Origin of the sequence: Paraburkholderia caballeronis (assembly GCF_900104845.1) — a bacterium.
Classification (GTDB): Bacteria; Pseudomonadota; Gammaproteobacteria; order Burkholderiales; family Burkholderiaceae; genus Paraburkholderia; species Paraburkholderia caballeronis.
Genome location: NZ_FNSR01000002.1, coordinates 239,838 through 264,198, shown reverse-complemented (window position 1 = coordinate 264,198; position 24,361 = coordinate 239,838). Strand labels below are relative to the sequence as shown.

Annotated in this window: 18 protein-coding genes; 16 read left to right on the top strand and 2 right to left on the bottom strand. The window is 68.3% G+C overall.

Annotated elements, in window-relative coordinates:
* The first annotated feature begins 39 nt into the window (after positions 1 to 39).
* The 3 genes from pmbA to BLV92_RS17645 all read left to right on the top strand — a co-directional run bounded on the left by pmbA (position 40) and on the right by BLV92_RS17645 (position 3,921).
* Positions 40 to 1,416, top strand: coding sequence for a metalloprotease PmbA (pmbA, locus tag BLV92_RS17655; protein ID WP_090547470.1), 1,377 nt, complete (start codon positions 40 to 42; stop codon positions 1,414 to 1,416).
* 983 nt (positions 1,417 to 2,399) lie between these two features.
* Positions 2,400 to 2,900: an RNA polymerase sigma factor gene (locus BLV92_RS17650; RefSeq protein WP_090547469.1), complete on the top strand. Its 501-nt coding sequence runs from the start codon at positions 2,400 to 2,402 to the stop codon at positions 2,898 to 2,900.
* Positions 2,901 to 2,997: 97 nt separating this feature from the next.
* The gene (locus BLV92_RS17645; protein ID WP_220025066.1) at positions 2,998 to 3,921 is read left to right on the top strand and encodes a FecR family protein; all 924 of its coding nucleotides are present in this window, start codon (positions 2,998 to 3,000) and stop codon (positions 3,919 to 3,921) included.
* 137 nt (positions 3,922 to 4,058) lie between these two features.
* Here the strand turns inward: BLV92_RS17645 and BLV92_RS31630 are convergent, their stop codons facing one another.
* Positions 4,059 to 4,349 carry a hypothetical protein gene (locus BLV92_RS31630; RefSeq protein ID WP_143040696.1) on the bottom strand — a complete coding sequence of 97 codons (291 nt, stop codon included), beginning with the start codon at positions 4,347 to 4,349 and terminating at the stop codon, positions 4,059 to 4,061.
* Positions 4,350 to 4,427: 78 nt separating this feature from the next.
* Here BLV92_RS31630 and BLV92_RS17640 point away from each other — a divergent pair, with 78 nt between their 5' ends.
* The 12 genes from BLV92_RS17640 (at position 4,428) to BLV92_RS17585 (ending at position 20,728) form a co-directional block, all read left to right on the top strand.
* Positions 4,428 to 6,734 (top strand): sigma 54-interacting transcriptional regulator, encoded by a 2,307-nt coding sequence (locus tag BLV92_RS17640; protein WP_090547466.1) that lies wholly within the window; start codon positions 4,428 to 4,430, stop codon positions 6,732 to 6,734.
* A gap of 110 nt (positions 6,735 to 6,844) precedes the next feature.
* Positions 6,845 to 8,077, top strand: a complete 1,233-nt coding sequence (locus tag BLV92_RS17635; protein ID WP_090547464.1) for an S-methyl thiohydantoin desulfurase domain-containing protein — start codon at positions 6,845 to 6,847, stop codon at positions 8,075 to 8,077.
* Positions 8,074 to 8,823, top strand: a complete 750-nt coding sequence (locus BLV92_RS17630; protein WP_090547463.1) for an aspartate/glutamate racemase family protein — start codon at positions 8,074 to 8,076, stop codon at positions 8,821 to 8,823. Before BLV92_RS17635 ends, BLV92_RS17630 begins: the two co-directional genes overlap by 4 nt.
* Before the next feature lie 338 nt (positions 8,824 to 9,161).
* Entirely contained in the window at positions 9,162 to 10,889 is a 1,728-nt protein-coding gene (locus tag BLV92_RS17625; protein WP_143040695.1) for a hypothetical protein, read from the top strand.
* A gap of 88 nt (positions 10,890 to 10,977) precedes the next feature.
* Positions 10,978 to 11,751, top strand: coding sequence for a hypothetical protein (locus tag BLV92_RS17620; protein ID WP_090547459.1), 774 nt, complete (start codon positions 10,978 to 10,980; stop codon positions 11,749 to 11,751).
* Positions 11,748 to 13,526 carry a M61 family metallopeptidase gene (locus BLV92_RS17615; RefSeq protein ID WP_090547457.1) on the top strand — a complete coding sequence of 593 codons (1,779 nt, stop codon included), beginning with the start codon at positions 11,748 to 11,750 and terminating at the stop codon, positions 13,524 to 13,526. Before BLV92_RS17620 ends, BLV92_RS17615 begins: the two co-directional genes overlap by 4 nt.
* Positions 13,527 to 13,989: 463 nt before the next feature.
* Positions 13,990 to 14,232, top strand: a complete 243-nt coding sequence (locus BLV92_RS17610; protein WP_090547456.1) for a DUF485 domain-containing protein — start codon at positions 13,990 to 13,992, stop codon at positions 14,230 to 14,232.
* Positions 14,229 to 15,824: a solute symporter family protein gene (locus BLV92_RS17605; protein ID WP_090547454.1), complete on the top strand. Its 1,596-nt coding sequence runs from the start codon at positions 14,229 to 14,231 to the stop codon at positions 15,822 to 15,824. Before BLV92_RS17610 ends, BLV92_RS17605 begins: the two co-directional genes overlap by 4 nt.
* Positions 15,825 to 15,832: 8 nt before the next feature.
* Entirely contained in the window at positions 15,833 to 16,675 is an 843-nt protein-coding gene (locus tag BLV92_RS17600; protein WP_090547452.1) for an HpcH/HpaI aldolase family protein, read from the top strand.
* A gap of 150 nt (positions 16,676 to 16,825) precedes the next feature.
* A complete protein-coding gene (locus tag BLV92_RS17595; RefSeq protein ID WP_090547451.1) occupies positions 16,826 to 17,713 on the top strand; it encodes a LysR substrate-binding domain-containing protein in 888 nt (295 codons plus the stop codon).
* A gap of 101 nt (positions 17,714 to 17,814) precedes the next feature.
* Complete coding sequence (locus BLV92_RS17590) at positions 17,815 to 19,467, top strand: MFS transporter (RefSeq protein ID WP_090547449.1); 1,653 nt, start codon at positions 17,815 to 17,817, stop codon at positions 19,465 to 19,467.
* Between the two features lie 217 nt (positions 19,468 to 19,684).
* On the top strand, positions 19,685 to 20,728 hold the full coding sequence (locus BLV92_RS17585) for an acyl-CoA dehydrogenase family protein (protein ID WP_243842393.1): 1,044 nt from the start codon (positions 19,685 to 19,687) through the stop codon (positions 20,726 to 20,728).
* Positions 20,729 to 20,784: 56 nt separating this feature from the next.
* Here the strand turns inward: BLV92_RS17585 and BLV92_RS17580 are convergent, their stop codons facing one another.
* Positions 20,785 to 21,747 (bottom strand): LysR family transcriptional regulator, encoded by a 963-nt coding sequence (locus BLV92_RS17580; protein ID WP_090547447.1) that lies wholly within the window; start codon positions 21,745 to 21,747, stop codon positions 20,785 to 20,787.
* Positions 21,748 to 22,009: 262 nt separating this feature from the next.
* Between BLV92_RS17580 and BLV92_RS17575 the strand changes: the two genes are divergently transcribed.
* Positions 22,010 to 24,295: an NADP-dependent malic enzyme gene (locus BLV92_RS17575; RefSeq protein WP_090547446.1), complete on the top strand. Its 2,286-nt coding sequence runs from the start codon at positions 22,010 to 22,012 to the stop codon at positions 24,293 to 24,295.
* Positions 24,296 to 24,361: the final 66 nt, after the last annotated feature.

Here is a 24,361-nt window from a genome sequence, read left to right as displayed (position 1 = left end):
ACTTGCGACACGCGGGCGAACGGCCCGCGAACGGACACCATGACAACGGCTATCAACCTCGACGCGCACGCGCGTCGTTTCATCTATGCGCTGGACCAGTTGCAGGACATCGCTTCCGACATGCTCCGGCATGCGCGCGCATTGGGCGCGACCGACGCATACGCGGAAATCTCCGAATCCGATGGCCTGTCGGTCTCGGTGCGGCGCGGCGAAGTCGAGACGATCGAGCAGAACCGCGACAAGCAGCTCGACGTCACGGTCTTCATCGGCCAGCAGCGCGGCACGGCCAGCACGTCGGATTTTTCGTCCGCGTCGCTGAAGGACGCGGTCGCGGCCGCCTGCAACATCGCGCGCTTCACGAGCGTGGACGACGCGGCCGGCCTCGCCGACGTCGAACTGCTCGAAACCGCACCGCGCGACCTGGACCTGTACCACCCGTGGCCGCTGTCCGCCGACGACGCGGTGGAGATCGCGCGCCGCGCGGAGGAGGCCGCGTTCGCGGCCGGCGCGGAGATCCGCAATTCGGACGGCGCGAACGTATCCGCGCAACAGCGGCAATTCGTGCTTGCCACGTCGCACGGTTTTGTCGGCGGTTATCCGGATTCGCGCAACGCCATCGCCTGCACGCCGATCGCGGGCAGCGGTCTCGACATGCAGGGCGGCCACTGGTACAGCGCGCAGCGCAGCGCGGACGATCTCGCGTCGCCGGAGTCGGTCGGCCGCCGCGCGGCCGAGCGGGCATTGGCGCGTCTCGGCGCGCGCGGCCTCGACACCCGCAACGCGCCGGTGCTGTTCGAGGCGGCGCTCGCGGGCAATCTGCTCGGCGCGTTCGTTCAGGCAGCGAGCGGCGGTTTGCTGTATCGCCACGCGTCGTTCCTCGTCGACAGCCTCGGCAAGCCGGTATTCGCGCCGCACGTGCAGATCGTCGAGGACCCGCACATCCCGCGCGCGCCGGGCAGCGCGCCGTTCGACCGCGAGGGCGTGCGCACGCGCGCGCGTCACGTCGTGCAGGACGGCATCGTCGAAGGTTATTTCCTGTCGAGTTATACGGCGCGCAAGCTCGGCATGCGGAGCACCGGCAACGCCGGCGGCGCGCACAACCTCGCGTTGCGCAGTTCGATCACGCGCGGCGACGACGACTTCGACGCGATGTTGAAGCGGATGGGCACCGGCCTGCTGCTGACGGAACTGATGGGGCACGGCGTCAATTTCGTGACCGGCGATTATTCGTGCGGCGCGGCCGGCTTCTGGGTGGAGAACGGCGCGATCCAGTATCCGGTCGAGGGGATCACGGTCGCGAGCACGTTGCAGGACATGTTCCGGCAGATCGTCGCGATCGGCGCCGATACGATCGTGCGCGGAAGCCATGAAACGGGTTCGGTGCTGATCGAGCAGATGACGATCGCGGGCCGTTGAGACGCGTGAGGTCGATTGCGCGGTTTGCCGGTTGACGGACGGCGAGCCGCGCTATCGCCGCTTCGAATCGCCCGGTTTCCATGAGCGTTGACAACGCGGAATCGCGATCATCGAAAACAATCGTTCCGCTCGTCGCGCGTTCGCGCGCGGCATCGATACGACCCGCGCGTCATCTCCGGTCAACGGCGGCTCCCCGCGAGCCAAGTCGTCCTTCCCGATTCGTTGAGGATTCCACGCCGTTGTGCGCGAGGGATCGCGCCCGACGTCATCGAGTGCCTGTATGCAGGCATCTTCACGATGCTTAGTCACCCCTTCGCGACGCCGCATTGCCTCTCGTTGGTGCGGCTGCCGGCCCGGCGATCGCCGTTTGCCGCATCACAGTGCAGCCGTCGAAACAGGCCGGTCGCGGCAAGCGCACGACGTTTGCCGGACACATCGAATGACCCGCCTGTCCGTGACATGACGCGAAGCCGCGCCGGTGCTTGCCGGCGCGCCTTCTCCGCGCATTCGCGCCGGTAAACGCCTCTTGTCAGCGGTGTCGCCGACCCACGCCATTGCCCGCGACCCGAGGGATCGACGCAACCTGGCATGGGTGTTGCTGTAATGGAAATGGAAGCGTCGTTCCGCACTTCGCTCCGAACGAAATGAATCCCGCCGCGAGGGCAATAACACGGCGGATTCGCTGAACAGGGGCTCCTGCAATACCTGTCCGTGCCGCCGCGCCGCGTTAAGCGCGCGCCGGCCGCGGACGCCTGCGCAGCCGGCGCAAACGTGATCTCGCTGCTCTGGTCGTGACGCGATATTCGTTTGCATCCGGTTCCGGCCGGGGCACGATAGCCGGCCCGAAAGGCTCCGCAAGGAGAGCCGTCGCGCAGACGGACACGCAGTGCCGCTTTCGCGCCATCGTCCTCGCGGTCCGCGGGGTCCAAAAAAGAATACCGCCTGCATGAAGGCGCGTCGCCCGTGTCTGGAGTCGTGTGATAATGAATTTCGTCGATGAGTTGGTGAACGGTTATCGGGAACTGCTGCGCACCTTGTCACGCGAGCTTAACGTGGACGATGCGAAGGACGTGGCGCAGTCGTCGTTCGAACGGGCGCTGGTCTACGCGCAGACCCATGAAGTGCAGTCGCCGCGCGGCTTGCTGTTCAGCATCGCGCGCGGCCTTCGCGTCGACCAGTTGCGCCGGCGTTCGCTCGTGTTGTGGGAGTCGTTTCATGCTTCAGGCGAAGCCGACGAGGAGCCCGACGAATACGGCCACTACGAGATAGATCCGGAGCAGCAAGCCGTGAGCCGTCAGCTACTCATGAAGCTGTGCGACGTCCTGGACGGACTGGCGCCGCGTTGCCGGGAAGCGTTTGTCCTGTGCAAGCTCCGTGGGCTATCCTATGAAGAGGCCGCTGCGGAGATGGGCGTCAGCGCCGCCGTCGTGCACAAGTATCTGATGCAGGCGATGCGCGCATGCCGGGAGGTGACGCAGTCGTAACGCGCGGCTTTGCTGCGCGGTTTCGTTCAATTCATGCCGGTCAACCATGCCTCTAAGCCCTTCAGAGCAGGACCATGCCGAAAGCCTTCTCGTGTCCATGCAGTTCGGTGACACGGCGCAGAGGGCATCGGCCAGGGCCGAACTGAACGAGTGGGCCAGCCGGAGCCGCGAGCACCAGGCCTACCTGCAGAAACTCGAAGCCGCGGACCGCGCGCTGGACCGGAACCTGTCCGGCCTGCAGATGCGCTACGTCCGCGCTTCCGATGTCGCGGCGAAGCCTGAACCGGTGCGGGCCATCCCGTGGCGCCGCTCGTTGCAGACCAGTCTGCTGGCGCTCGCCGTGGCGGCGTCGGCGCTGTGGGCGATCAATCCCGCGTTGTCCCGGCAGGAAGTCTCGTCCGAGATCGGGCAGCAGCGCACGGTCTATCTGGACGACGGCAGCGAAGTCCTGTTGAACACGAACACCGCCGGCCGTTTCGTCAACCGGCTGCGTTCGCGTGAATGGACGCTCGAATCCGGCGAGGCGCTGTTCTCCGTCACGCATAGCCCGTGGCGTCCGTTTCGCGTGTCCGCCGGGACCACCGACATCCGCGATCTCGGCACGCGCTTCAGCGTGCACCGGCTGGACGACGACCGCGTCAGCGTCGCGGTTCTCGAAGGCAGCGTCGAAGTCACCCGGGCCGGCAATCCGGCGTCGGTGCGTCTCGATGCGAGCCAGGCGCTCAAGGTCGATGGCGACACGATCACCCGTGTCGATCCGTCGTCGTTCGACGACCTGGTGAGCTGGAAGGACCAGCGTTTCCAGTTCAACGGCACGCCGCTGTCCGAAGTCGTCAGGGATCTTCAGCGTTATCGTTCGAAGCCGATCGTCCTCGCCGATCCGCGCGCCGGCGAGCCGCGGATCACCGGCAGTTTTTCGAGCGCGGACCCGGACCGGCTGCTCGACATGCTGCCTCACGTCGCGCCGGTGGTCGTGTCGCGCAGGCAGGACGGCACGGTCGTGATCGCTTCGCGCCGGTAGGGCGCGCGGGGCGGCCTGCCGTTGGCATCGACGTCGGCATCGGCATGGCAAAAACTTCGATTGCCGTGGTATTCCCGATAATCGGGAAATCCCATTAATTGGGTTGGATAAAAGCCGTGTAAAACGCTTGCCGCCGTTCAGCAAAACGGACGATCGGCGCGTGTGGAATACTCCACGGCTAACACGCCATATTCGCCCGCTTTGCGAATATTTCGTGTCACTGTAAAACGATGCGAATAGATTAAATTAAAGAAAATGCACCGTGCGCCGATAATGCAGGGCGATACGGTATGAATGGGTATCAATGCGATGCCCGCTGAATGACGGCGGGCCGCGAAATTCACGGAATGACGACGCCGGCCGCCGCGCGCAAAGCAACGGAGGCCGGCTGGCGTCGCTGGAAAAATTGTCTCCGGAGTGAAGTTCATGGCGTGGCAACGTGCATTCCGTCGTCGGTTCGCAGCGCTGAAGTCGGATATCCCGCCACGGCGAGCCGGAGTCCGGCGATGAACGCACCGCGCAGCGCGTTGCCGTTCAGCGCCGGAGCGGTGTCGCGCCCGTCGGCGGAACCACTGCTCGTCGGCGAGTCGCCGGCGCTCCAGCAACTGATCCAGATGGTCGACCGCGTCGCGCCGACGCGGCATGCGTTGCTCGTCACCGGGCCGACCGGGTCCGGCAAGGAGGTCGTCGCACGCCGCATTCACGCGCGCAGCGAGACGCCCGACGAACCGTTCGTCGACGTGAACTGCGGCGCGATTCCCGAAAACCTGGTCGAGGCCGAACTGTTCGGCCATGTGCGCGGCGCGTTCACCGGCGCGTCGGAGACCCGGGCCGGCGTGTTCCAGCAGGTCGGCCGCGGCACGCTGTTTCTCGACGAGATCGGCGAACTGCCGCTCGCCATGCAGCCGAAGCTGCTGCGCGTGCTCGAAACCGGCAGCTTTCGCCCGATCGGCGCATCGGCCTCGCTGCGCTTCGAAGGGCGGGTGGTCGCCGCCACCCATCGCGATCTGCGCGACGCGGCGCACGCGGGCGGCTTTCGCGAGGACCTCTATTACCGGCTCGCGGTGTTCGTGCTCGCGGTGCCCGGCCTCGATCAGCGCGGCGAGGACATTCCCGCGCTCGTCAAACACTTCGCCGCCCAGCAGCGCCGCGCGATCGACTTCACGCCGGCCGCGATGCAGCGGCTGCGGCGGCACGCGTGGCCCGGCCACGTGCGGCAGTTGCGCAATCTCGTCAGCCGGCTCAGCGTGCTCGCGCCGGAAACGCAGGTCGACGTCGACGTGCTCGACCCGTTCCTCGCGACCGAGACGGTCGGCGGCGAATGGCGCGAGCAACTGGCCGACCGGCTGCTGCTGCTCGACGGCGACGACAAGCTCGCGGCCGCCGAATATCTGCTGATCGATCGCGCGCTTCAACGCACCCACAACAACAAGAGCGCGGCGGCCGCGCTGCTGGGCGTCAGCCGCAAGACCGTCGAGCGCCGGCTCAAGGCGCGGGCCGACCGCGACGACGAGGCGCGCCGCCTGCTGGCCCGCGCCGAGGCGCACGTGCGCGCGGCGCAGTTCCGCGAAGCGGTGCCGCTGCTGCGCCGCTGTCTCGACAGCCTGTTGAAGAGCGGCGAGGAAGCCGATGCGCGGCGTCTGCGTTTCGAGGCGAATCTCGCGCTGGCGGTGAGCCTGCGCAGCGTGCACGGCTGGCTCTATCCGGAAGCGACGGCCGCGTACGCGGCCGCGCTCGCGGCGGGCGACGGCGTCTGCGATCCGGGCGAACTCGCGTCGGTGCAGTTCGGCATCTGGACCACCCAGTTGACGACGCTGCAACTGAGCGACGCGCGCGCGACCGCGCAGGACCTGTTGCAGCGCGCGCAGCGGATCGACGCGCCCGCGCGGCTCGACGAGGCGCACGTCGCGATGACCAACACGCTGTTCTGGCTCGGCGACAGCAGCGAATCGCTCGCGTGTCTCGCGCGCGGCAACCTGCTCGGCATCGGTCTCGACGACCGGCGGGTCGGCGCGCAGGGCCTCGATCTGGCCGGCCTCGCGCTGACCTTCGAAGGGCTCGCCTGTTATCAGACCGGCGCCGACGACCGCGCGCGGCACGCGATGACCGTGCTGATCGCGCGCTCGGGGCTGCCGAACGAGCACGCGCTGTCGCACGTGCTGAACCTCCAGGGCGCGGTATGGCTCGCGTGCCTGTTCGACGACGTCGAACGCCTGGGCGACCTCGCGGCGGAACTCGTCAGCGTGGCGCAAACCGCCGGGCTCGCGTTTTATCAGGGCGTCGGCGAGGTGTTCCGCGCGTGCTGGCTCGGCGCGCACGGCCCGATCGACGAAGCCGAGCGGCTGCTGCTCGACGGCTACAACCGGATGATCGGCCACGGCGGCGCGCTGTTCTATTCGTTCACCGCGTGGCATCACGGCGAACTGCTGCTGCGCGCGGGCCGCTACCGCGACTGCGAACAGGTGCTGCGCGCCGCGCTCGACACCGTGCTCGAACGCCAGGAGCGCGTGTACCTGGGCGAACTGCTGATCGTCCGCGCCCGCGCGCTGCATGCGCTCGGCGAACTCGGGCAGGCCGAGCAGGAACTGCGCAGCGCGATCTCGACGGCGGAGGCGCTCGGCTCGGTGCCGGCGCGCATCGCCGCCGCGACGTATCTCGCCGATCTGCTGGCGGGCATCGGCCGGCTCGCCGATGGCATCCAGATGCTCGAACGCGCGCTGCGCGGCACGCCGCCGTTGCAGGCCGGCCCCGTCGCGCAGCGCGCCGTGGCGAAGCTCGCCGAACTGCGTCACTCGCATTCGTTGTTGTCCTGAGCGAACGCGGGCCGCGCTTTTCGCGTCGACCCGCCTGCGCTTTGGCGCTGATCCCGTTTCCTGCTTGCTCAATCCGGGGCGCGAGCCCCAATACCCGAGAAGGATGGCAAATGGCAAAACAACTGGTTCAACGCGATCTGATGTCTCTTGCGCTCGGCGGTGCGTTTTTCGGCAGCGGCGGGGGCGGCACGATCGTATCGGCGCAACATCTCGCGACGCAGTTCGTACGCGGCGACTATTACCCGGTCGATACGGTCGAGGTGGTCAGCGTCGAGGAAGCGTCGGGTCCGGACGCGAAGGGCGAGGCGGTGATGGTCGCGTATCTCGGCGCGCCGGAGGCGATCAATTCGGCGCTATATCCCACCGGCCCCGAACTGGCGGTGCGCAACGTGCGCGACCGGCTCGCGTCGGAAGGGCGCAAGCTGGCCTATATCGTGCCGCCGGAAAGCGGCGCGCTCGGTTTCGTCGTCGCGTGCCTCGTCGCCGCGAAACTCGGGCTGGCCGTGATCGACGCGGACGGCGCGGGCCGCGCGGTGCCGTCGCTGCCGATGCTGACCTACGCCGCGAGCGAGATCGATCCGCGCCCGGCGTTCCTCGTCAGCCAGGGCGGCCTGTGCGTCGAGCTGAACGTGACGCCGCGGTCGGGCAATCGCGGCGACGCCGGCCATCAGCAGGACGTGTCGGTGATCGTCGAGCAGATGATGCGGCCGATCGTCGGAGATCCCGAGTTCGGCCAGTTCGGCGGCCTCGCGATCTGGGTGATGACGCCGTCGCAGCTGGGCGGCGCGACGCCGATCCGCGGCACGCTCACGCGCGCGCTCGAACTCGGCGCGATCGTCGCGGCCGGCGACATCCGCACGCCGGCGCAGATGATCGACTATCTCGCGGCGCGTTGCGGGCTCCGCGCGCGGGCCGTGTCCGAAGCCGGCGAATTCAGCACGGCGGCCGTCGATACGAGCGGCGGCTTCGACGTCGGCCGGATCTGCGTGACGAGCGGCGCGCATACCTACACGGTGATCTACGAGAACGAATCGCTGCTCGCGTGGGACAGCCTCGCGCCGCAGCCGATCCTGACCGCGCCGGACAGTCTCGCGTGGTTCGTCGAGGGCGACGGGCAGCGCGTGTTCACGAACGGCGACCTGGTGCTGGAGGACGGCTCGCTGAACCCGGTGGTGAAGGGGCGGCGCGTGACGCTGCTCGGCTGGCAGGCCGAGCCGGAACTGCGCGTCGCGGGCGGCCTGATCCTCGACAGCTTCCTCGACGAGTTGCAGAAGCTCGGTTATCTCGGACCGTACGTGCCGCTTGCGATGACGCACGCGCCGCTCGAAGGAGGTGCGCAATGAGTTCGCCGCTTGTTCCGCCGCTTGCTTCGCCGATCCGCATCTGCGTGCTCGTGCCGGTCGCGACCGACCAGTTCAACCAGCGGATCATGAAGGCCGTCGCGCCGGTCGTGCCGCCCGACGTGCAGGTCGAGGTGCGCAACATCACGTCCGGCCATCCGTGCATCGAGAACCGCACCAACTGGCTTGAAAACGGCATGCCGGTCGTCAACCTCGCGCGCCAGATCGCCGCCGACGGATTCGACGGCATCTGGCTGACCGACTTCGACATGTGCGGCGTCGAGGCCGCGCGCGAGCTGATCGACATCCCGATCATCGGCGGTTTTCCGACCTCGGCGTTCACCGCGCTGATGCTGAGCCAGCGGTTCTCGATCATCACGATCCTGCAAAGCACGCTCGCGATGCAGCGCGGCCACACGCTGACCTATGGTCTGCAGGACTCGTTCGCGTCGATCCTCGCGCTCAACTGCCCGGTCGATCAGTTGGACAACGTCGAGGTCGTCGTCGCGCGCACCTTCGAACTGGCGCGCAAGGCGGTCGAACAGGACGGCGCGCAGTCGATCCTGCTCGGCTGCACGGGTTTCGTGGACGTCGCGGCGCGCGTGTCGGCGCTGCTCGAAGACGCGCTCGGCTACTACGTGCCGGTGATCGACCCGAATCACGCGGGTTTTTCGCTGCTCGTGTCGCTGGTGCGGATGCGCGTGCGGCCGAGCCGCGCGACCTATTCGAAGGTGACCGAAAGCACCTGAGCGCCGCTCCGGCTGGCCCCGACGAACGGGACCGCGCGATGCGCGGTCCCGTTTTTTTTCGTCCGGCCGGACCGTTCCGTCCATGTCGGCCGATGGACGCGCGATGGACGCGCAGTGGACGAATCCGTCCACTCGCGTTCAGGGGGTGGACGCGAGCGTCCATCCTGAGCGGCTCCGGTTTCGTCCAGCCGGCCGCAAACCCGCATGCCGCCGCGTTTTACGCGATTGGCATGGGACTCGCTATAGGGGGTGCGATGCGTCAGCCGCCGCTGACGACACGCGCGGCGACGCACGATGCCGCGTCGGCGGCCGCGCTTTTTCCCCGCTACGAGGTCGATATGGTTTTTCCGCTCCGCGCCTTTCGTTCGCCGGCCGATCAGGCAGTCCGGGATTTCTCGGACGATCCGGCGGCGTTCGCGGCGTTCACCGAACTGTGGAGCGAGTATCTCGACGCGATCGCGCAGCAGGCGATCGTCGGCAATCCGTGGCAGGCGAGCAATTCGTCGAACACGCCGTATTACTTCAATCCGCTGACCACCGCGATTCCGGCCGACGCGCCGACGCGGCCGATCCAGTGGCCCGCGCTGCCGGCCCGCATCGGCTGTCGCGACGAGGCGGACTGGGGCGGCCCGCTGTCGGCCGCGCAGATCGGCCAGCTTGCCGACTACGGCTGGACGCCGTCGCCCGGCGCGCCCGACCGCCGGACCTTCCCGCACCTGAGCGCCGATCCGCGCACGGGCAAGGCCGGCGCGAAGGCGTACGGCCCTTACGGCCCGCGCGGCTGGCAGGACGAATACTGCGAATGGAGCGTGCTGCGCGACCCGACCACGAACCGGATCGTGCGCATCGACTTCACCTGCGAGAGCCCCGAATACTGGTACACGCTGTGGCGGATCGCGCCGGACGTGGTGGCCGACCTCTATCGCGAGACGCTCGGCAACCGGTCGATCCGGCTGTCCGACCTGTACGTGAGGGACGCCGCCGGCAATCCGGTGATCGATCCGTCGACCGGCGCGCCCGCCTACGACCCGCTGAACATCTGGAACCGAGGGCCGGAGCGCACCGCGACCTCGGGCGGCGCGATGCATCTGACCAGCACGCCGAACACGCTGCAAACCGGGATCGCCGGACTCGCCGGACTCGCGACGATCCAGCGGATCGGCGAGCGCGCCGACCCGAGGCAGCTTCTTTGCTGCGCGCAGTTCGGCCAGCCGCATCGCCACAGCGATCCGCATGTCGGGCGCGTGGTTAACGAGGTGGTCGGCACGTGCCGGAAGATCACGATCGCCGATCCGCCCGGCGTCTACATGCAGATGCCGGATTTCAGCCAGTACGCGCTGCCCGCCCGCGCGCCGCGCGGCGCGCACCCGTGCGACTACTGGCGGGTCGTGCGCGGCGCGCTGTCGATGAACGACGTGCACGGCGCGCCGCTGCCGGGCAACTTCATCCTGCACGCGGTGTTCGAGGTGCCGCCCGACCTCGGCTTCAGCGTCGGCGACATCACGATCGGCGGCGCGCCGATCGAGTACGCGGCGCAGGTCGCGGCGACCTTCGTCATGCAGGTCAACGCGACGGCGATCCCGATCAACGGGCCGCTGAACCGCCAGGGCTGCGCGGGCGTGCCGGCCAACCCGACGCCGCAGCCGCTGCAGATGTGGCACGCCGCGCTGTGGAACGCGTATTACGGCACGGCGGCGCCCGCGAATCCGGTCGGCCAGCCGATGGTGCTCGCGAGCAATTCGGTGATCCTGCCGCCGACCGTCGCGCGCGGGCAGACGCGCGCGCCGATGACGCTGGTGTGCCGCGGCGCGGAACCCGGCGGGCGCGGCGAATTGCCGACGGTGAGCTTCGACGGCGCGGCGGGCAGCGTGACCGCGGTCGTCACCGAGCTGATCGAGGACATCGCGTACACGGTGCCGGGCGATTCGTATCCGTCGTGCAACCAGGCGCTGTCGATCGAGGTGACGGTCGATCGCGACGCGCTGCCGGGCCTGAGGGGCGTGCGCATCGCGAACTCCGGCCAGGCGGCGGGGCAGGCCGCGCCCGGTTTTCTGAGAATCGAATGATGCCGCGCGCGAAACCGTTGACGCGACGCCTGCCACGAGCGGGAACGTCGCCTGACCGATGCGCCACCCATGCCACGGAGAGGCAGCCATGAAGGACGATGCGAAACTCTGGACGATCAGGGACACGCCGAATACGCACGGGATGTTCATGCTCGGCACGACCACGCTGTATCTGTGTCATATGCCGATGTTCGGCGTCGAGGACCATCACTACCAGATGACGCTTCAGGTGCGGCTCGACCCCGAGTCGATGGCGACCTATCTGATGGACAAGGCGCAGCATCCGGGCGCGGCGTACAACCTGATCAATCTCGCGAGCGATCCGTTCACGCTGCCGCAGGTCGCGTGCGGGCTGGTCTGGAAGTACGCGGCCACGATCTACCGCGACTATTCGAACGACGGCGACGGCGCGCCGGACACGAAGATCGTCGGCGTGGCGACCGTGTTCGTCGATCGCGTCGTGGTGTACCGCGCGTTCGACCACACCATTCCGCGTCCCGCGAATCTGACCTACGTGCTGTTCGGCGACGGCAAGGAAGCGCACCTCGACCACTACATCGCGGCCGATCCGGATTTCCAGCATCTGCTGACGCTGCCGGCCGTGCCCGACTGGCTCGACATCACGCAACTGCGGACCGGCGTGCTCGTCAGTTTTCCGCAGCCGTGCACGCCGATCGGCACGTCGCCGCCGGTCGAAGCGGGCACGCATTCGGTCCGTTTCCAGGGCATCGCGAATGCGGTCGTGCCGCTGACCATCGGCGACACGTTCTGGTACAGCGCCGGCAACATGCTCAATACGGTCGATCCCGGCAACGGTCGATCCGTTTCGGCGTTGGCCGCGTCGAACGAGGTCGCGTTATGAACGTCCACTACGAAGTCACGCTCGATCCCACGAGCCACGAACTCGGCGTCGAACTCGCGATCGACGGCGTGCCGTCCGGTCAACTGGTGCTCGCGACGCCGACCTGGGTGCCGGGCGCTTACGAGTTCGCGCCGTTCGCGCGCGACCTGTTCGACGTGCGCGCGACGGATGCGTCGACCGGCGCGGCGCTCACGGTGCGCCGTCACGGCTGGTCCGCCTATGCGATCGACGTGCCGGCGCGCGGCGCGGCGGATCGCGCGGTGACGGTCCGTTATCGCGCGGCGGCCGCGTCGGTCGCGATGAGCGAGGCGTGCGGCGTGCTTGGCGACCAGCACGGCGTGCTGCTCGGCACGCGTTATCTGCGCGTGACGGCCCACGACGGCCGCTGCACGGTGCGTTATCACGTGCCGGACGGCTGGGCGATCCATCATCCGTCCGGCGCGACGAGGTTGTCCCCGCAGAGCTGGGAATACGACAGTTACGCGCGCCTGCTCGATACGCCCGTGTCGTTCGGCGCGTTCGACCGGATCACGCGCGAGGTGCGCGGCACGCCGTTTCACCACGTGTTCCTGACGCGCGCGTTGGGCTTCGAGGCGAACGTCGAGGGCTTCGTCGAGGACCTGTGCGAGATCGCCGCCGTCTATCACGACATCTTCGGCGCGTTCCCGTTCGACGACTACACGTTCGTGCTGTCGTTCAATCCGAACGATGCGTGGGGACTCGAACATCTGACGAGCACGATGGCGGGGCTCGACCCGGCGACCTTCCACGACAGCGATCAGTACAACGTCAGTCTGCGGGTCTGCGCGCACGAGCTTTTTCATGCGTGGAACGTTCGGCGACTGCGGCCGGCTCCGCTCGGCCGTTTCGATTTCGAGCGCGGCGGCTTCAGCGAGGGGCTGTGGGTCGCGGAGGGCTTCACGCGTTATTACGAGTTCCTGTCGTGCACGCGCACCGCCGTTTATACGCCGGCGCAGTTCATCAGTGCGGTGACCGGCTACTACACGCATCTGGCCGCGCTGCCGGCGTGGCGCCACGTGAGCCCGGCCGACGCGTCCGCGGCGGCGTACCTCAATCACGACAAGTATCCGGGCCGCGCGAACAGCGCGATCGACTACTACGACGCGGGGATGGTGATCGCGTTCGAACTCGACGCGATACTGCGTCTCGAAACCGGCGGCGCGCAGTCGCTCGACACCGTGTTCGCCGCGTTCTACGACACGTTCGCGGGCAAGGGCGTGGGTTACACGATCGACGACGTCTGCGAGTTCTTCGAGCGTTACCGGCCGGGGCTCGGCAACTGTCTGAGAACGAAGGTCGTCGAGCCGGCGAAACTCGCGTTGCCGGAGCGGCTGCGCGCGCTCGGCTTCGACGTCAGCGAAGGGGAGGTGCCGTATTGCGGCCTGCTGCTCGCGGACGACACCGGGCCGGCCGTGTACAGCGTGCTCGACGGCAGCCCGGCGAGCCGCAGCGGACTCGCGGCCGAGGACGTGATCGTCGCCGTGGATTCCTATCCGTTCTCGCTGGAGGCGTTGAACGGCGCGGTCCGGCAGGGCGCGGACACGACGCTCGACGTGTTGCGCGGGAATCAGCGCCGCCGTTATACGATCCAGCCCGGCGAGCGGAGCACGCTGGTGAGCCTGCGCTGGGCGGGCAACGCGCGTCAGGCCGCGTTGATCTCGCAGTGGCTGAAGCAGCCGTTCGCGCCCACGGCGGGGCAGCCGTTTCCGCTCGATTTTTATGAGAACTTTCATGGGATCGAGACGGTGATTTGAGCCGGGGCGGGGCAGCAGGACGATCCCCGTTGCTGGCTCGAATTGCCGGTCGAGACCGACGCGATCCAGTCGCCCAGGCGTGCGATTGCCTCGGGCTTCTGCGTGATGTCCGCTGTGCTGAATGTGCGCGCATCCGCCCGATCGGGACTTGCGATCCCGATCATCCATCCCACGCGGCCACTCCATACATTCTGCGTACATACGGGCAAACGCTGGCGCGTTTCGCCTGTGCCTATGCACCGAAAGCGGAAAACAGGCCGCTTTCCCCTGCACCTGCTCGCCCACGCCCGCCGCGCCCAGTTGGAAAAAAATTGAGCGTGGCCGCGAAAACTATTCAATTGCGCCGTGGCGGAGCGCGACTCCAGAATAGGCGTCCCCGTTGCACCGGCCCCGCGCCGGGCGTTCGTGCGCCGCTCTCCGTCGAGACCCGCGGCGCGCGTCGGGACAATCGAGGAGACTTGCAGTGCATTCTGTCCAGAGCAGGAACCGGATTTCGGCGGCGTTCGCCGCCGTCGTCGTGGTGATTTTTGCCGCGTTCATCGGCATGTTTACGTTCGGCCGCGACCGCATCGCCGAACCGGCGGTGCCGGGCGTGCCGTGGAGCGCGATCGTCGAACCGCTGCTGATCGTCGTCGCGCTCGCGCTCAGCGTCGCCTATGCGGTCGTGATCGGCCGGCTCGAACGCCGGGGCGGGGAGGCGCGATGATCGGCGCACACACCAACGTTGCCGCGCTGTTCTGCTTCTTCGCATTCCTGCTCGTGACGATCGGCATCACCGTGTTCGCGTCGCGCAAGGCGCAATCGGCGAGCGAGTTCTTCAACGCGGGCGGCCAGATCGGCGCGGGGCAAAACGCGTTCGCGATGGCAGGCGAGTTCCTGAGCGCCGCCGCGCTGCTCGGCATGACCGGCGCGCTCGCGCTGACCGGCTTCGATGCGATCCTCTACAGCATCTGCGTGGTCGCGAGCTGGCCGCTGATCCTGTTCGGCCTTGCGCAGCCGATCAAGCGGCTCGGCACGTTCACGCTGACCGACGTGATCGCATGGCGGCTGTCGAAGCGCCCGGTGCGGATCGCCGTGGTGATCGCGAGCATTCCGATCGTGCTGTTCTATCTGATCACGCAGCTCATCGCGGCCGGCGGCCTCGTGAACCTGATCTTCGGGCTGCCGTATTTTCCGGCCGTCGTCTGCGTCGGCGCGATCATGCTCTGCTACGTGCTGTTCGGCGGCATGCGCGCCACGACGTGGGTGCAGATCATCAAGGCCGTGCTGCTGCTGGCCGGCGCGACGCTGCTGACCGCGCTCGTGCTGTCGCGCTTCCACTTCAGCGTGATCGAGATGTTCCGCGCCGTCACGTCGACCTATGGCGTCGGCACGCTCGCGCCGCGCCCGAGCCAGGGGCTCGCGCGCTGGGACATGATCTCGCTGGCGCTGGCGATGACGGTCGGGGCGCTCGGCATGCCGCAGATCCTCACGCGGTTCCTGACGGTCGGCTCGCCGGTCGAGGCGCGGCGCTCGGCGCTGTACTGCACGGGCATCGTCGGCGTTTTCCACCTGATGGTGCTGCTGCTCGGCTTCGGCTGTCTCGCGCTGGTCGGCCGGCAGGCGATCGCGGCCGCGGGCGGCGCGGGCAACATGGCGGTGCCGCTGCTGAGCCAGATGCTCGGCGGCAACGCGTTTTTCGGCTACATCTGCGCGGTGTCGTTCTCGACGACGCTCGCGGTCGTCGCCGGCCTCACGCTGTCGGCGGCCACGACGTTCGCCCACGACATCTGGGCGGGCGTCGTGCGGCGCGAGCATGCGTCCAACGAGGCGCGCGTCGCGAAGATCGCGGCGACGGTCGTGTCGATCGCGGCGGTGCTGCTCGCGCAGGTGTTCGAGCATCAGAACGTCGCGTTCATGGTGGGCCTGAGCTACTCGATCGCGGCGTCCGCCAACTTTCCGGTGCTCGCGCTCGCGCTGTTCTGGCGACGGCTGACCACGGTGGGCGCAGTCTGCGGCATCCTGGCCGGCGCGGCGGTGTCGGTGGTGCTGATCCTGCTGTCGCCGACGGTGCAGATCGACGTGCTTCATCGCAGTCCCGAAGCGTTCGCGCGCCTGTGGTGGTGCTTCCCGATGAAGAACCCCGCGCTGTTCTCGATTCCGCTGTCCTTCGTGTCCGCGATCGTCGTGTCGCTGCTCAGGCCCGAGCCGGTGGCGAACGCCGGTTTCGACGAGATGCAGCGCGCGCTCGGCAATCTGCCGCCGGCGCGTGCGACCGCCGGCGAAGGGCTGGACCTTTCTCCCACTCAAGCCAACTGAGCACTCGCATGACCATGCAGAATCAACCGACGCGGTCCGTCTACCGGACGAACCGCGCGAAACTCCTGACTGCCGACGCCGCTCCGGTGTCGGGCATCACGGTGCAGCTTGCGTCGCCCGAAGTGATCGAGATGTGCGGCGCCGCCGGACTCGATTTCGTCTGGATCGACGCGGAGCACGGCTCGTTCGACCTGCAAACCGCCGTGGAGATGTTCCGCGCGGCCGACGCGCAGGGCATCACGCCGCTGTTTCGCGTGCCGTCGCTCGACGCCGCGTCGATCATGCGCGCGCTCGACGGCGGCGCGATGGGCGTCATCGTGCCGAACGTGTCGAGCGCCGAGCAGGCGCGCGCGGCCGTGTCGTTCGCGCGTTATCGCGCGGACGGCGTGCCGGGTCTGCGCGGCGCGTGCCCGAGCACGCGCGCGGCGCGTTACCTGACCGACGACTGGGACGGCTTCGTGCGCTGGTCCAACGGGCACACCACCGTGTGGGCGCTGATCGAGACGCTTGCCGGCGTCGAGAACATCGACGCGATCCTCGCGGTGGACGGGCTCGACGCGATCGCGCTCGGCCCGTTCGACCTGTCGCACGAACTGGGGCTGCGCGGCCAGCCGTTCCATCCGGAGGTCACCGGTCTGCTCGACCGCGTGGTCGAGCGCGCGAACCATCATCGCGTGCCGGTGGTGGCGTCGCTGTTCGCCGCGCATCCGGACGGCCTGGCGGCCGAACGCGATCACTGGCTGAAGCGGGGCGTGCGGATTTTCAGCGTCGGCAGCGACCGCGCGCTGCTGTCGCGTTCGCTGCGCGAGCGCGCGGCCGTGCTCGCCGCCGCGCCGGGTCACGCGCGGTAACAGACGCACGGACGCGCGATCCGCGTATCGTTCGGGGGGCGAAGGATCGCTTGCGCCCCCGTCGCGGCGACGCAGCCCCGGTATCTTTGCCGATAGACGCTGCGGGTTCGCGGAGTAAGATCGTCGCCGGTGCCTCCACGTCAGCCGGCCATGCGATATTCGATTCCCCCCATCCACTGCCTGACCGCCTTCGAGGCGGTCGCGCGCCTGCGCAGCCTGAGCCGCGCGGCGGACGAACTGCACGTGTCGGTGAGCGCCGTCGGCCACCGGCTGCGGCAATTGCAGGAAGGCGTCGGCTTCCGGCTGTTCGTCGGCGCGCAGGGCGACTACACGCTGAGCACGAAGGGCACCGAGTACCTCGCGGTGGTGAAGGCGTGCCTGGCGTCGCTGAATCACTTTCCGCTCGAAACGGCGCGGGCGCGCGAGCAGCCGACGCTGCGGATCGCGTCGCCGCCGAGCTTCGCGCGGCAACTGCTGGTTGCGCGCCTGCCGGAATTCATCCGCCGGCATCCGCAGCTCACCGCGACGTTGCAGTTATCCGTGCCGCTCGTGGGCCTGAAGTCGGACGACGCGGACGTCGAGATCCGGTTCGGCGACGGCCGTTACGAAGGACAGGAAGTGATTCCGCTGCTGCATGAATCCGTGTTTCCGGTATGCAGCCGTCAGTATCTCGAACTGCACGGGCCGATTCCCGATCCCCGAAGCCTCGCCGGATGCACGCTGCTGCGCAGCGCGCTCGAACCGTGGCAGCCGTGGTTCGGCGCGGCGGGCCTCGACTGGCCCGAACCGCGCGCCGACGTGGACTATTTCGACATGGGCCTGCTGCTGGAGGCGTGCCTGAACGGTCAGGGCGTGGCGCTCGCGCGGCAGGCGATGGTGGACGCCTATCTGCGCAGCGGGGCATTGGTGCGCCTGTTCGAACTGACCGCGCGGCCGCCGTACGGGTATTACGTGACCGTGTCGCCGGAAAACGCGGAGCGGCCGGAGGTCGCCGACTTCATCGCGTGGCTGAAGGACATGACGGCGCTGCCGGCGTGATTGTTCATCCGGCGATGAACAGATATGAGCCGGGGTGCTATCGATCTAAAACATCGTGAGCGCTAGCATGACGCCTGTTTAGACGCTTCTGGGAAACAGGCATGCTGAAGGAACGGGACGCCCCACGTTCGGATGGCGCTGGCGCCAGTGACCGCCGTCACGACGCAGTCGGCGCGACAGCAGGGAAGGGGCCGCAAGCCGCGGCATCGCCCCGTTCATCGTGGTTCCTGCTCGCCACGGCGTCCGCGACGTGCGCGTTGATTTCGCTCGATACCAATATCGTCGCGGTGTCTCTGCCTTCCATCGCGCGCTCGTTTCACGCGGGTTTCGCGGACGTCGAATGGGTCGTCAGCGCGTACATGGTCTCCTTCGCGTCGTGCCTGTTGCCGATGGGCGGCCTCGCGGACCGCTACGGGCGCAAGAAGATGCTGCTGAGCGGCCTGCTCGTGTTCGCGCTCGCTTCGCTCGGCTGCGGGCTTGCGCCGAACGTCGGGTTCCTGAACCTGTCGCGCGCGGCGAAAGGCGTGGGCGCGTCCCTGCTGCTGACGGCCGCGCTGGCCGTCATCGCGAACGCCTTTCCCGGGCCGCGCGAGCGGGCGCGCGCATGGGCGGTCTGGGGCATGACGATGGGCATCGCGACGACCGTCGCTCCGCTGGTCGGCGGCGTCATTACGCAATGGGTCGGCTGGCGCTGGATCTTCCTGCTGAACCTGCCGGTGTGCGCCGTGCTGATGGTCTGCGCGTGGCACTCGGTGACGGACTCGCGCAACCCTCACGCCGGGCCGGTCGATTTCGCGGGCAGCCTGTGTTTCGGCCTCGGCCTCGCGTGCGGTATCTGGGCGCTGATCGGCGCGCAGGACGCCGGCTGGCGCAGTCCGGTCACGTCGCTGCGGTTTGCGGCGTGCGCGTTGCTGATCGCGGGTTTCGTCGCGATCGAAAAGCGTCGCGCGAATGCGGTGGTCGATCTGTCGTTGTTCTCGCAGGCCCGCTTCGTGGCGGCGGTGCTCGGCATGTTCGGTTACGCGGCGTGCGCGCAGGTGATGATGACCTTTCTGCCGCTGTATCTGCAGAACGCATTCGAGTGGACGCCGGTTCACGCGGGCGTCGGCATGCTGCCGTTCGCGCTGTCGATGATCGTCGGCCCGTATCTGGGCGTCCGGATCGGACGGCATTCGACGGCCTCGACGTCCACGCTGCCGATCGGGCTCGCGCTGGTCGGCGCGGGCAACCTGCTGACGGCCGCGGTCGCGCAGTGGAACGCTTACGGCTGGGTCGCGCTCGGGATGATCGTGACCGGCCTCGGCGCGGGCGTGCTCAACGGCGATACGCAGAAGGCCATCATGGCGTGCGTGCCTGCGCATCGGACCGGCATGGCAGCGGGGATCAGCACGACGACGCGCTTCACCGCGATCGCGATGTCCGTCGGCGTGCTCGGCGCGGTGCTGGCGTCGCGCACGCAGTCGGCGATCGACGCGGCGATGCCGTGCGGTGCGGCGGACAGCGCGGCGGGCAGCGCGTGCGTCGACGCCGGCTTCATGTCGGACCTGCTCGCGGGCGACGTCGGCCACGCGCTGGCCCGGCTCGCGCCCGACGCCCGGCGGGCGCTGGCGTCGATCGCGCCGGCCGGGTTCGCGACCGGCTTCGCGGCGGCGCTCGGCGTTGCCGGCGCGCTCGCGTTCGGGGTGGCGTTGCTGGTCTGGCTGCTTGCCGGCCGCCGCCAGGTTGACGAGCGGCGGGACGTCGCCCGCTCGTGAACGAACCCTGCGGCGCGATTCCGGCGTCCTGCGTCTGCGGTTCCTTCCGCCCGGCAACTGCTGCCGTTTTTTCGACGCCAACTGTTACTGTCATTGCAGGCAGCCCGAATCTATCATCGGCGCGATGTTCCGAATGGATTCGAACCCGATGAAGCAAGCCACGCATGCGGCAACCGGCGTCGATGCTCGCCTCGTGGCGAGTCACGCGATCCCCGACATGGACGCGCTCGTCGTCTGGTTGCAGGAAAACGCCGAGCGGCTGGATCAACAATCCGACCTCGCCCCGGCGGTCGTGCCGAAACTGGCCGACGCGGGTCTGCTGCGCGTCGGCGTGCCGCTCGAATACGGCGGCAGCGGCGGGACCATCCTGCATGCGATCGAAACCGTTGCCGCGGTGGCCGAGCATTCGCTGACCGCCGCGTTCGTGCTGTGGGGCCAGCGTGCGTTCATCGAATGCCTGCTCGCGACCGACAACGACGCGTTGCGGGACGCACAACTGCCGGCGGCATTGACGGGCGAACGGGCGGGCGCGGTCGGTCTGTCGAACGCGATGAAGTTTCTGGCGCAGATGGACGGCGCGCTTCAGGTGGTCGCGCGGCCCGCTGGCGACGCCTGCCGGCTGACGGGGCGGCTCGCGTTCGTCACGAACCTGCGGCGCGAAGGTTATGTCGTCGCACTCGCTGCCGCGTCCGAAGCGGGCGGCCCGCCGGCCATCTACGCGGTCAGCGACGCGATGCCGGGCGTTGCGCGCAGCGAGGACCTCGACCTGATCGCGCTGCGCGCGAGCAACACGGCCGGACTGACGCTGGACGACGTGAGGGTCGATCGCGGTTGGCGCATCGCCGCCGACGGCCCTGGGTTCCTTGCCCGCCTGCGCCCGCGTTTTCTCGGTTTGCAGTGCGGGCTGTCGATCGGTCTCGCGCGCCGCAGTCTCCGGACGCTCGACAGCACCGGCGCGGCCACGCGCGCGATGCTGGCGGGCGAAGGCCTGACGCTCGAAACCGAATTGCACGGCCTGGTGCTCGATCTGTTCGACGGCATCGAAGCGGGCGAATTCGTCGAAAGGCCGAAGGAACTGTTCTGTCTGCGGCTTCTGCTCGCGACGCTCGTCGACGAAGCGGTCAGCCTCGAAGTGCTGGGCGCGGGCAGCCGCGGTTATCTGCGCGGCGGCGCCGAGGTCGCGCGCCGCCGCCGCGAGGCGGCTTTCATCCCGATCGTCACGCCGAGCGTGGTTCAGCTTCGGCGTGCGATGAGCCGCTAGAGCCCGGCGTTCTTATCGCGTTTCGCCGGCGCGGAAAGGCCGTTGCGGCGCCGCGATCACGACGGATAAGTTTCCCGCAGCAGCGCGTGCAGCGAGTCGGCGAACACCTGATCCACGACGCGCCGTCCGCGCGCGCGCTGGAACAACGCGACCGGCGGCAGCGACCATTCGAGCGTGTAGGGCACGACGGACACGCCCGCGACGCGCACCAGCTCGTCCGCGATGTCGGCCGGCACGATGGATACCGCGCGTTCTCCGGCCGCCACCATCTCGCCGATCAGCCGCGACGAATAACTCTCGGTCAGCGGCACCGGCGGCGCAATGCCGGCGTCGAGGAAGATCGACGCGACCTGCTCGCGCATCGGCGTATGCGGCGCGCCGAGTATCCAGTCCAGTTCGGCGAGCCGCCGCCAGTCGGGCCGCACGCGCGAGAGCCGCGCAGCGAGCCGCCGCCCGGCGATGAGTCGCGGCGGCTGCCGGTACAGCACCTCCATCGACACCTGCGTGGCGTCCAGCGTCGACGACGCGCGCCCGATGACGACGTCGAGCTTGTGGTCCTGCAAGCGGGACAGCAGATGCTCGCTCGTGCCTTCGTGAAGCGTGACGCTGATCCGCTGGCCGCCGTCGCTGCGGGTCCGCTCGATGGCCGACGCGAGCAGCCGGCTGGGAACGAACGGGACCACGCCGAGATGGATGTGCGCGGCGCGGCCGGCGAGCGCGGCCTCGATGTCGCCGACCAGATGCCCGAGATCCTCGGCAATGCCGCGCGCGCACATCAGCACGAGCCGCCCCAGCGGCGTCGGCGTCATCCCGCGCGCCGAGCGGTCGAACAGCGGCGTGCCGAACAGATCCTCCAGTTCCGCGAGCGCCTGCGTGACGGCGGGCTGGCTGCTGGACATGTGCTCGGCCGCGCGCGTGATCGAACCGTGCTGCTCGATCTGCATCAGCAGCATCAACTGCCGGACGCGCAGCCGCGAAGTGAGCTTGTGGAGGACCTGGGTGGGATCGAACGCCGTCATGATGCCTTGAGCGCGAGGACGCGAAAAACGTAGCGGGATCATACAGGTTTGCGCCGCGCGCCGGCATTCGCGGGCGCGCGGGGCCATCAGCAAACCGTTATGGGTCGATTCCAACCGCGAATGGCGGGCCGGGCGCGCGTTCCTAGAATAGCCGTACCGCGCCGCACCGCGCGCGGCGGATTCCATGGCGCCCGGCAGACGGCGCCGCGGCGCTCATCGACAGACACGCCCCATCGCAGACGAACAGGACGGAGAAGACAGCATGAACAACACGGACCGGCAGGCCGCGCTCGACTACCACGAATTCCCGAAACCCGGCAAAGCCGCGGTGGTCGCGACCAAGCCGCTTGTCACGCAGCGCGATCTCGCGCTGGCGTACACGCCCGGCGTCGCGGTGGCCTGCGAGGAGATCGTCGAGAACCCGGCCAACGCGTTTCGCTTCACGGGGCGCGGCAACCTGGTCGGCGTGATAACGAACGGCAGCGCCGTGCTCGGCCTCGGCAACATCGGCGCGCTCGCGTCGAAGCCGGTGATGGAAGGCAAGGCGGTGCTGTTCAAGAAGTTCGCCGGCATCGACGTGTTCGACATCGAAATCAACGAGTCGGACCCGGACAAGCTGGTCGACATCATCGCCGGCCTCGAACCGACGTTCGGCGGCATCAACCTGGAAGACATCAAGGCGCCCGAGTGCTTCATCGTCGAGCGCAAGCTGCGCGAGCGGACGAAGATCCCGGTTTTCCACGACGACCAGCACGGCACCGCGATCACCGTATCCGCGGCGTTCATCAACGGCCTCAAGGTGGTCGGCAAGGACATCCGCGAGATCAAGGTCGTGACGTCCGGCGCGGGCGCGGCGGCGCTGGCGTGCCTCGAACTGATGGTCGATCTCGGGCTGCCGCGCGGCAACGTGTGGGTGACCGACCTGGCCGGTGTCGTCCACGAAGGCCGCCAGGAACTGATGGACCCGGACAAGGCGCGCTTCGCGCAGAACACGGATGCGCGCACGCTCAGCGAGGTCATCGAAGGCGCGGACGTGTTCCTCGGCCTCTCCGCCGGCGGCGTGCTGAAGCCGGAAATGGTCGTGAAAATGGCCGCGAAACCGCTGATCCTGGCGCTTGCGAATCCGACGCCGGAGATCCTGCCGGAGCTGGTGCGGAGCGTGCGCGACGATGCGGTGATCGCGACGGGCCGCAGCGATTACCCGAACCAGGTGAACAACGTGCTGTGCTTCCCGTACATCTTCCGCGGCGCGCTGGACGTCGGCGCGACGACCATCACGAAGGAGATGGAAATCGCGGCCGTCCATGCGATCGCGGGGCTGGCGGAGGAAGAGCAGAACGAAGTGGTCGCGGCCGCATACGGCGGTTACGGCGTGTCGTTCGGCCCCGAGTATCTGATCCCGAAGCCGTTCGATCCGCGCCTGATCGTGCGGATCGCGCCGGCGGTCGCGCGCGCGGCGATGGAAGCTGGCGTCGCGACGCGGCCGATCGCGGACCTCGATGCGTACGTCGAGCAGCTTCAGCAGTTCGTCTATCGTTCGGGCGCGTTCATGAAGCCGCTGTTCGCGGCCGCGAAGCAGATCGTGCGCGAAGGCGGCAATGCGCGCATCGTGTTCACCGAGGGCGAGGACGAACGGGTGCTGCGCGCGGTGCAGGTGATCGTCGACGAGAAACTCGCGCGGCCGATCCTGGTCGGCCGCCCCGAGGTGCTGATGGCGCGCATCGAGAAATACGGGCTGCGGCTGAAGCTCGGCGAGGACGTCGAGGTGACGAACCCCGAGTACGACGAGCGGTTCCATCAGTACTGGACGACCTACTGGGAACTGATGTGCCGCGACGGCATCAGCAAGGAGATGGCGCGCGTCGAGATGCGCCGGCGTCTGACACTGATCGGCGCGATGATGGTGCGGCTCGGCGATGCCGACGGGATGGTGTGCGGCACGGTGGGCGCGTATCACGACCATCTGCGCTTCGTCGACCAGGTGATCGGCCGCCGCGCGGGCGCGCATCTGTATGCCGCGATGAGCATCCTGCTGCTCGACGACCGCACCATCGCGCTCGTCGATACGCACGTGAACGACGATCCCAGCGCGGAACAGATCGCGGAGTTCACGATCGCCGCCGCGAACTGCATGCGCGGACTGAACCTCGCGCCGAAGGTGGCGCTGCTGTCGCGTTCGAACTTCGGCACCGGCGGCGCCGCGTCCGGTCCGAAGATGCGCCGCGCGCTCGACCTGATCGCCGCGCAGGCGCCGGACCTCGAAGCCGAAGGCGAGATGCACGGCGACTGCGCGCTGGACGAGGCGCTGCGGGCGAGGGTGCTGCCGCATTCGAAGCTGGTGGGCGCGGCGAACCTGCTGGTGTGTCCGAACGTGGACTCGGGGAACATCGCGTACAACCTGCTGAAGACCACGGCGGGCAGCAACGTGGCGGTCGGCCCGTTCCTGCTCGGCGCGGCCGCGCCGGTTCACATCCTGACGTCGAGCGCGACGGTGCGGCGGATCATCAACATGACCGCGATGACCGTGATCGAGGCGAACCGGCAGTGAGCGTTCGAGACTCGATGTGATCGACGTGGCGCGCCGGTGACTCGCGTCACCGGCGCGCGATCGCCA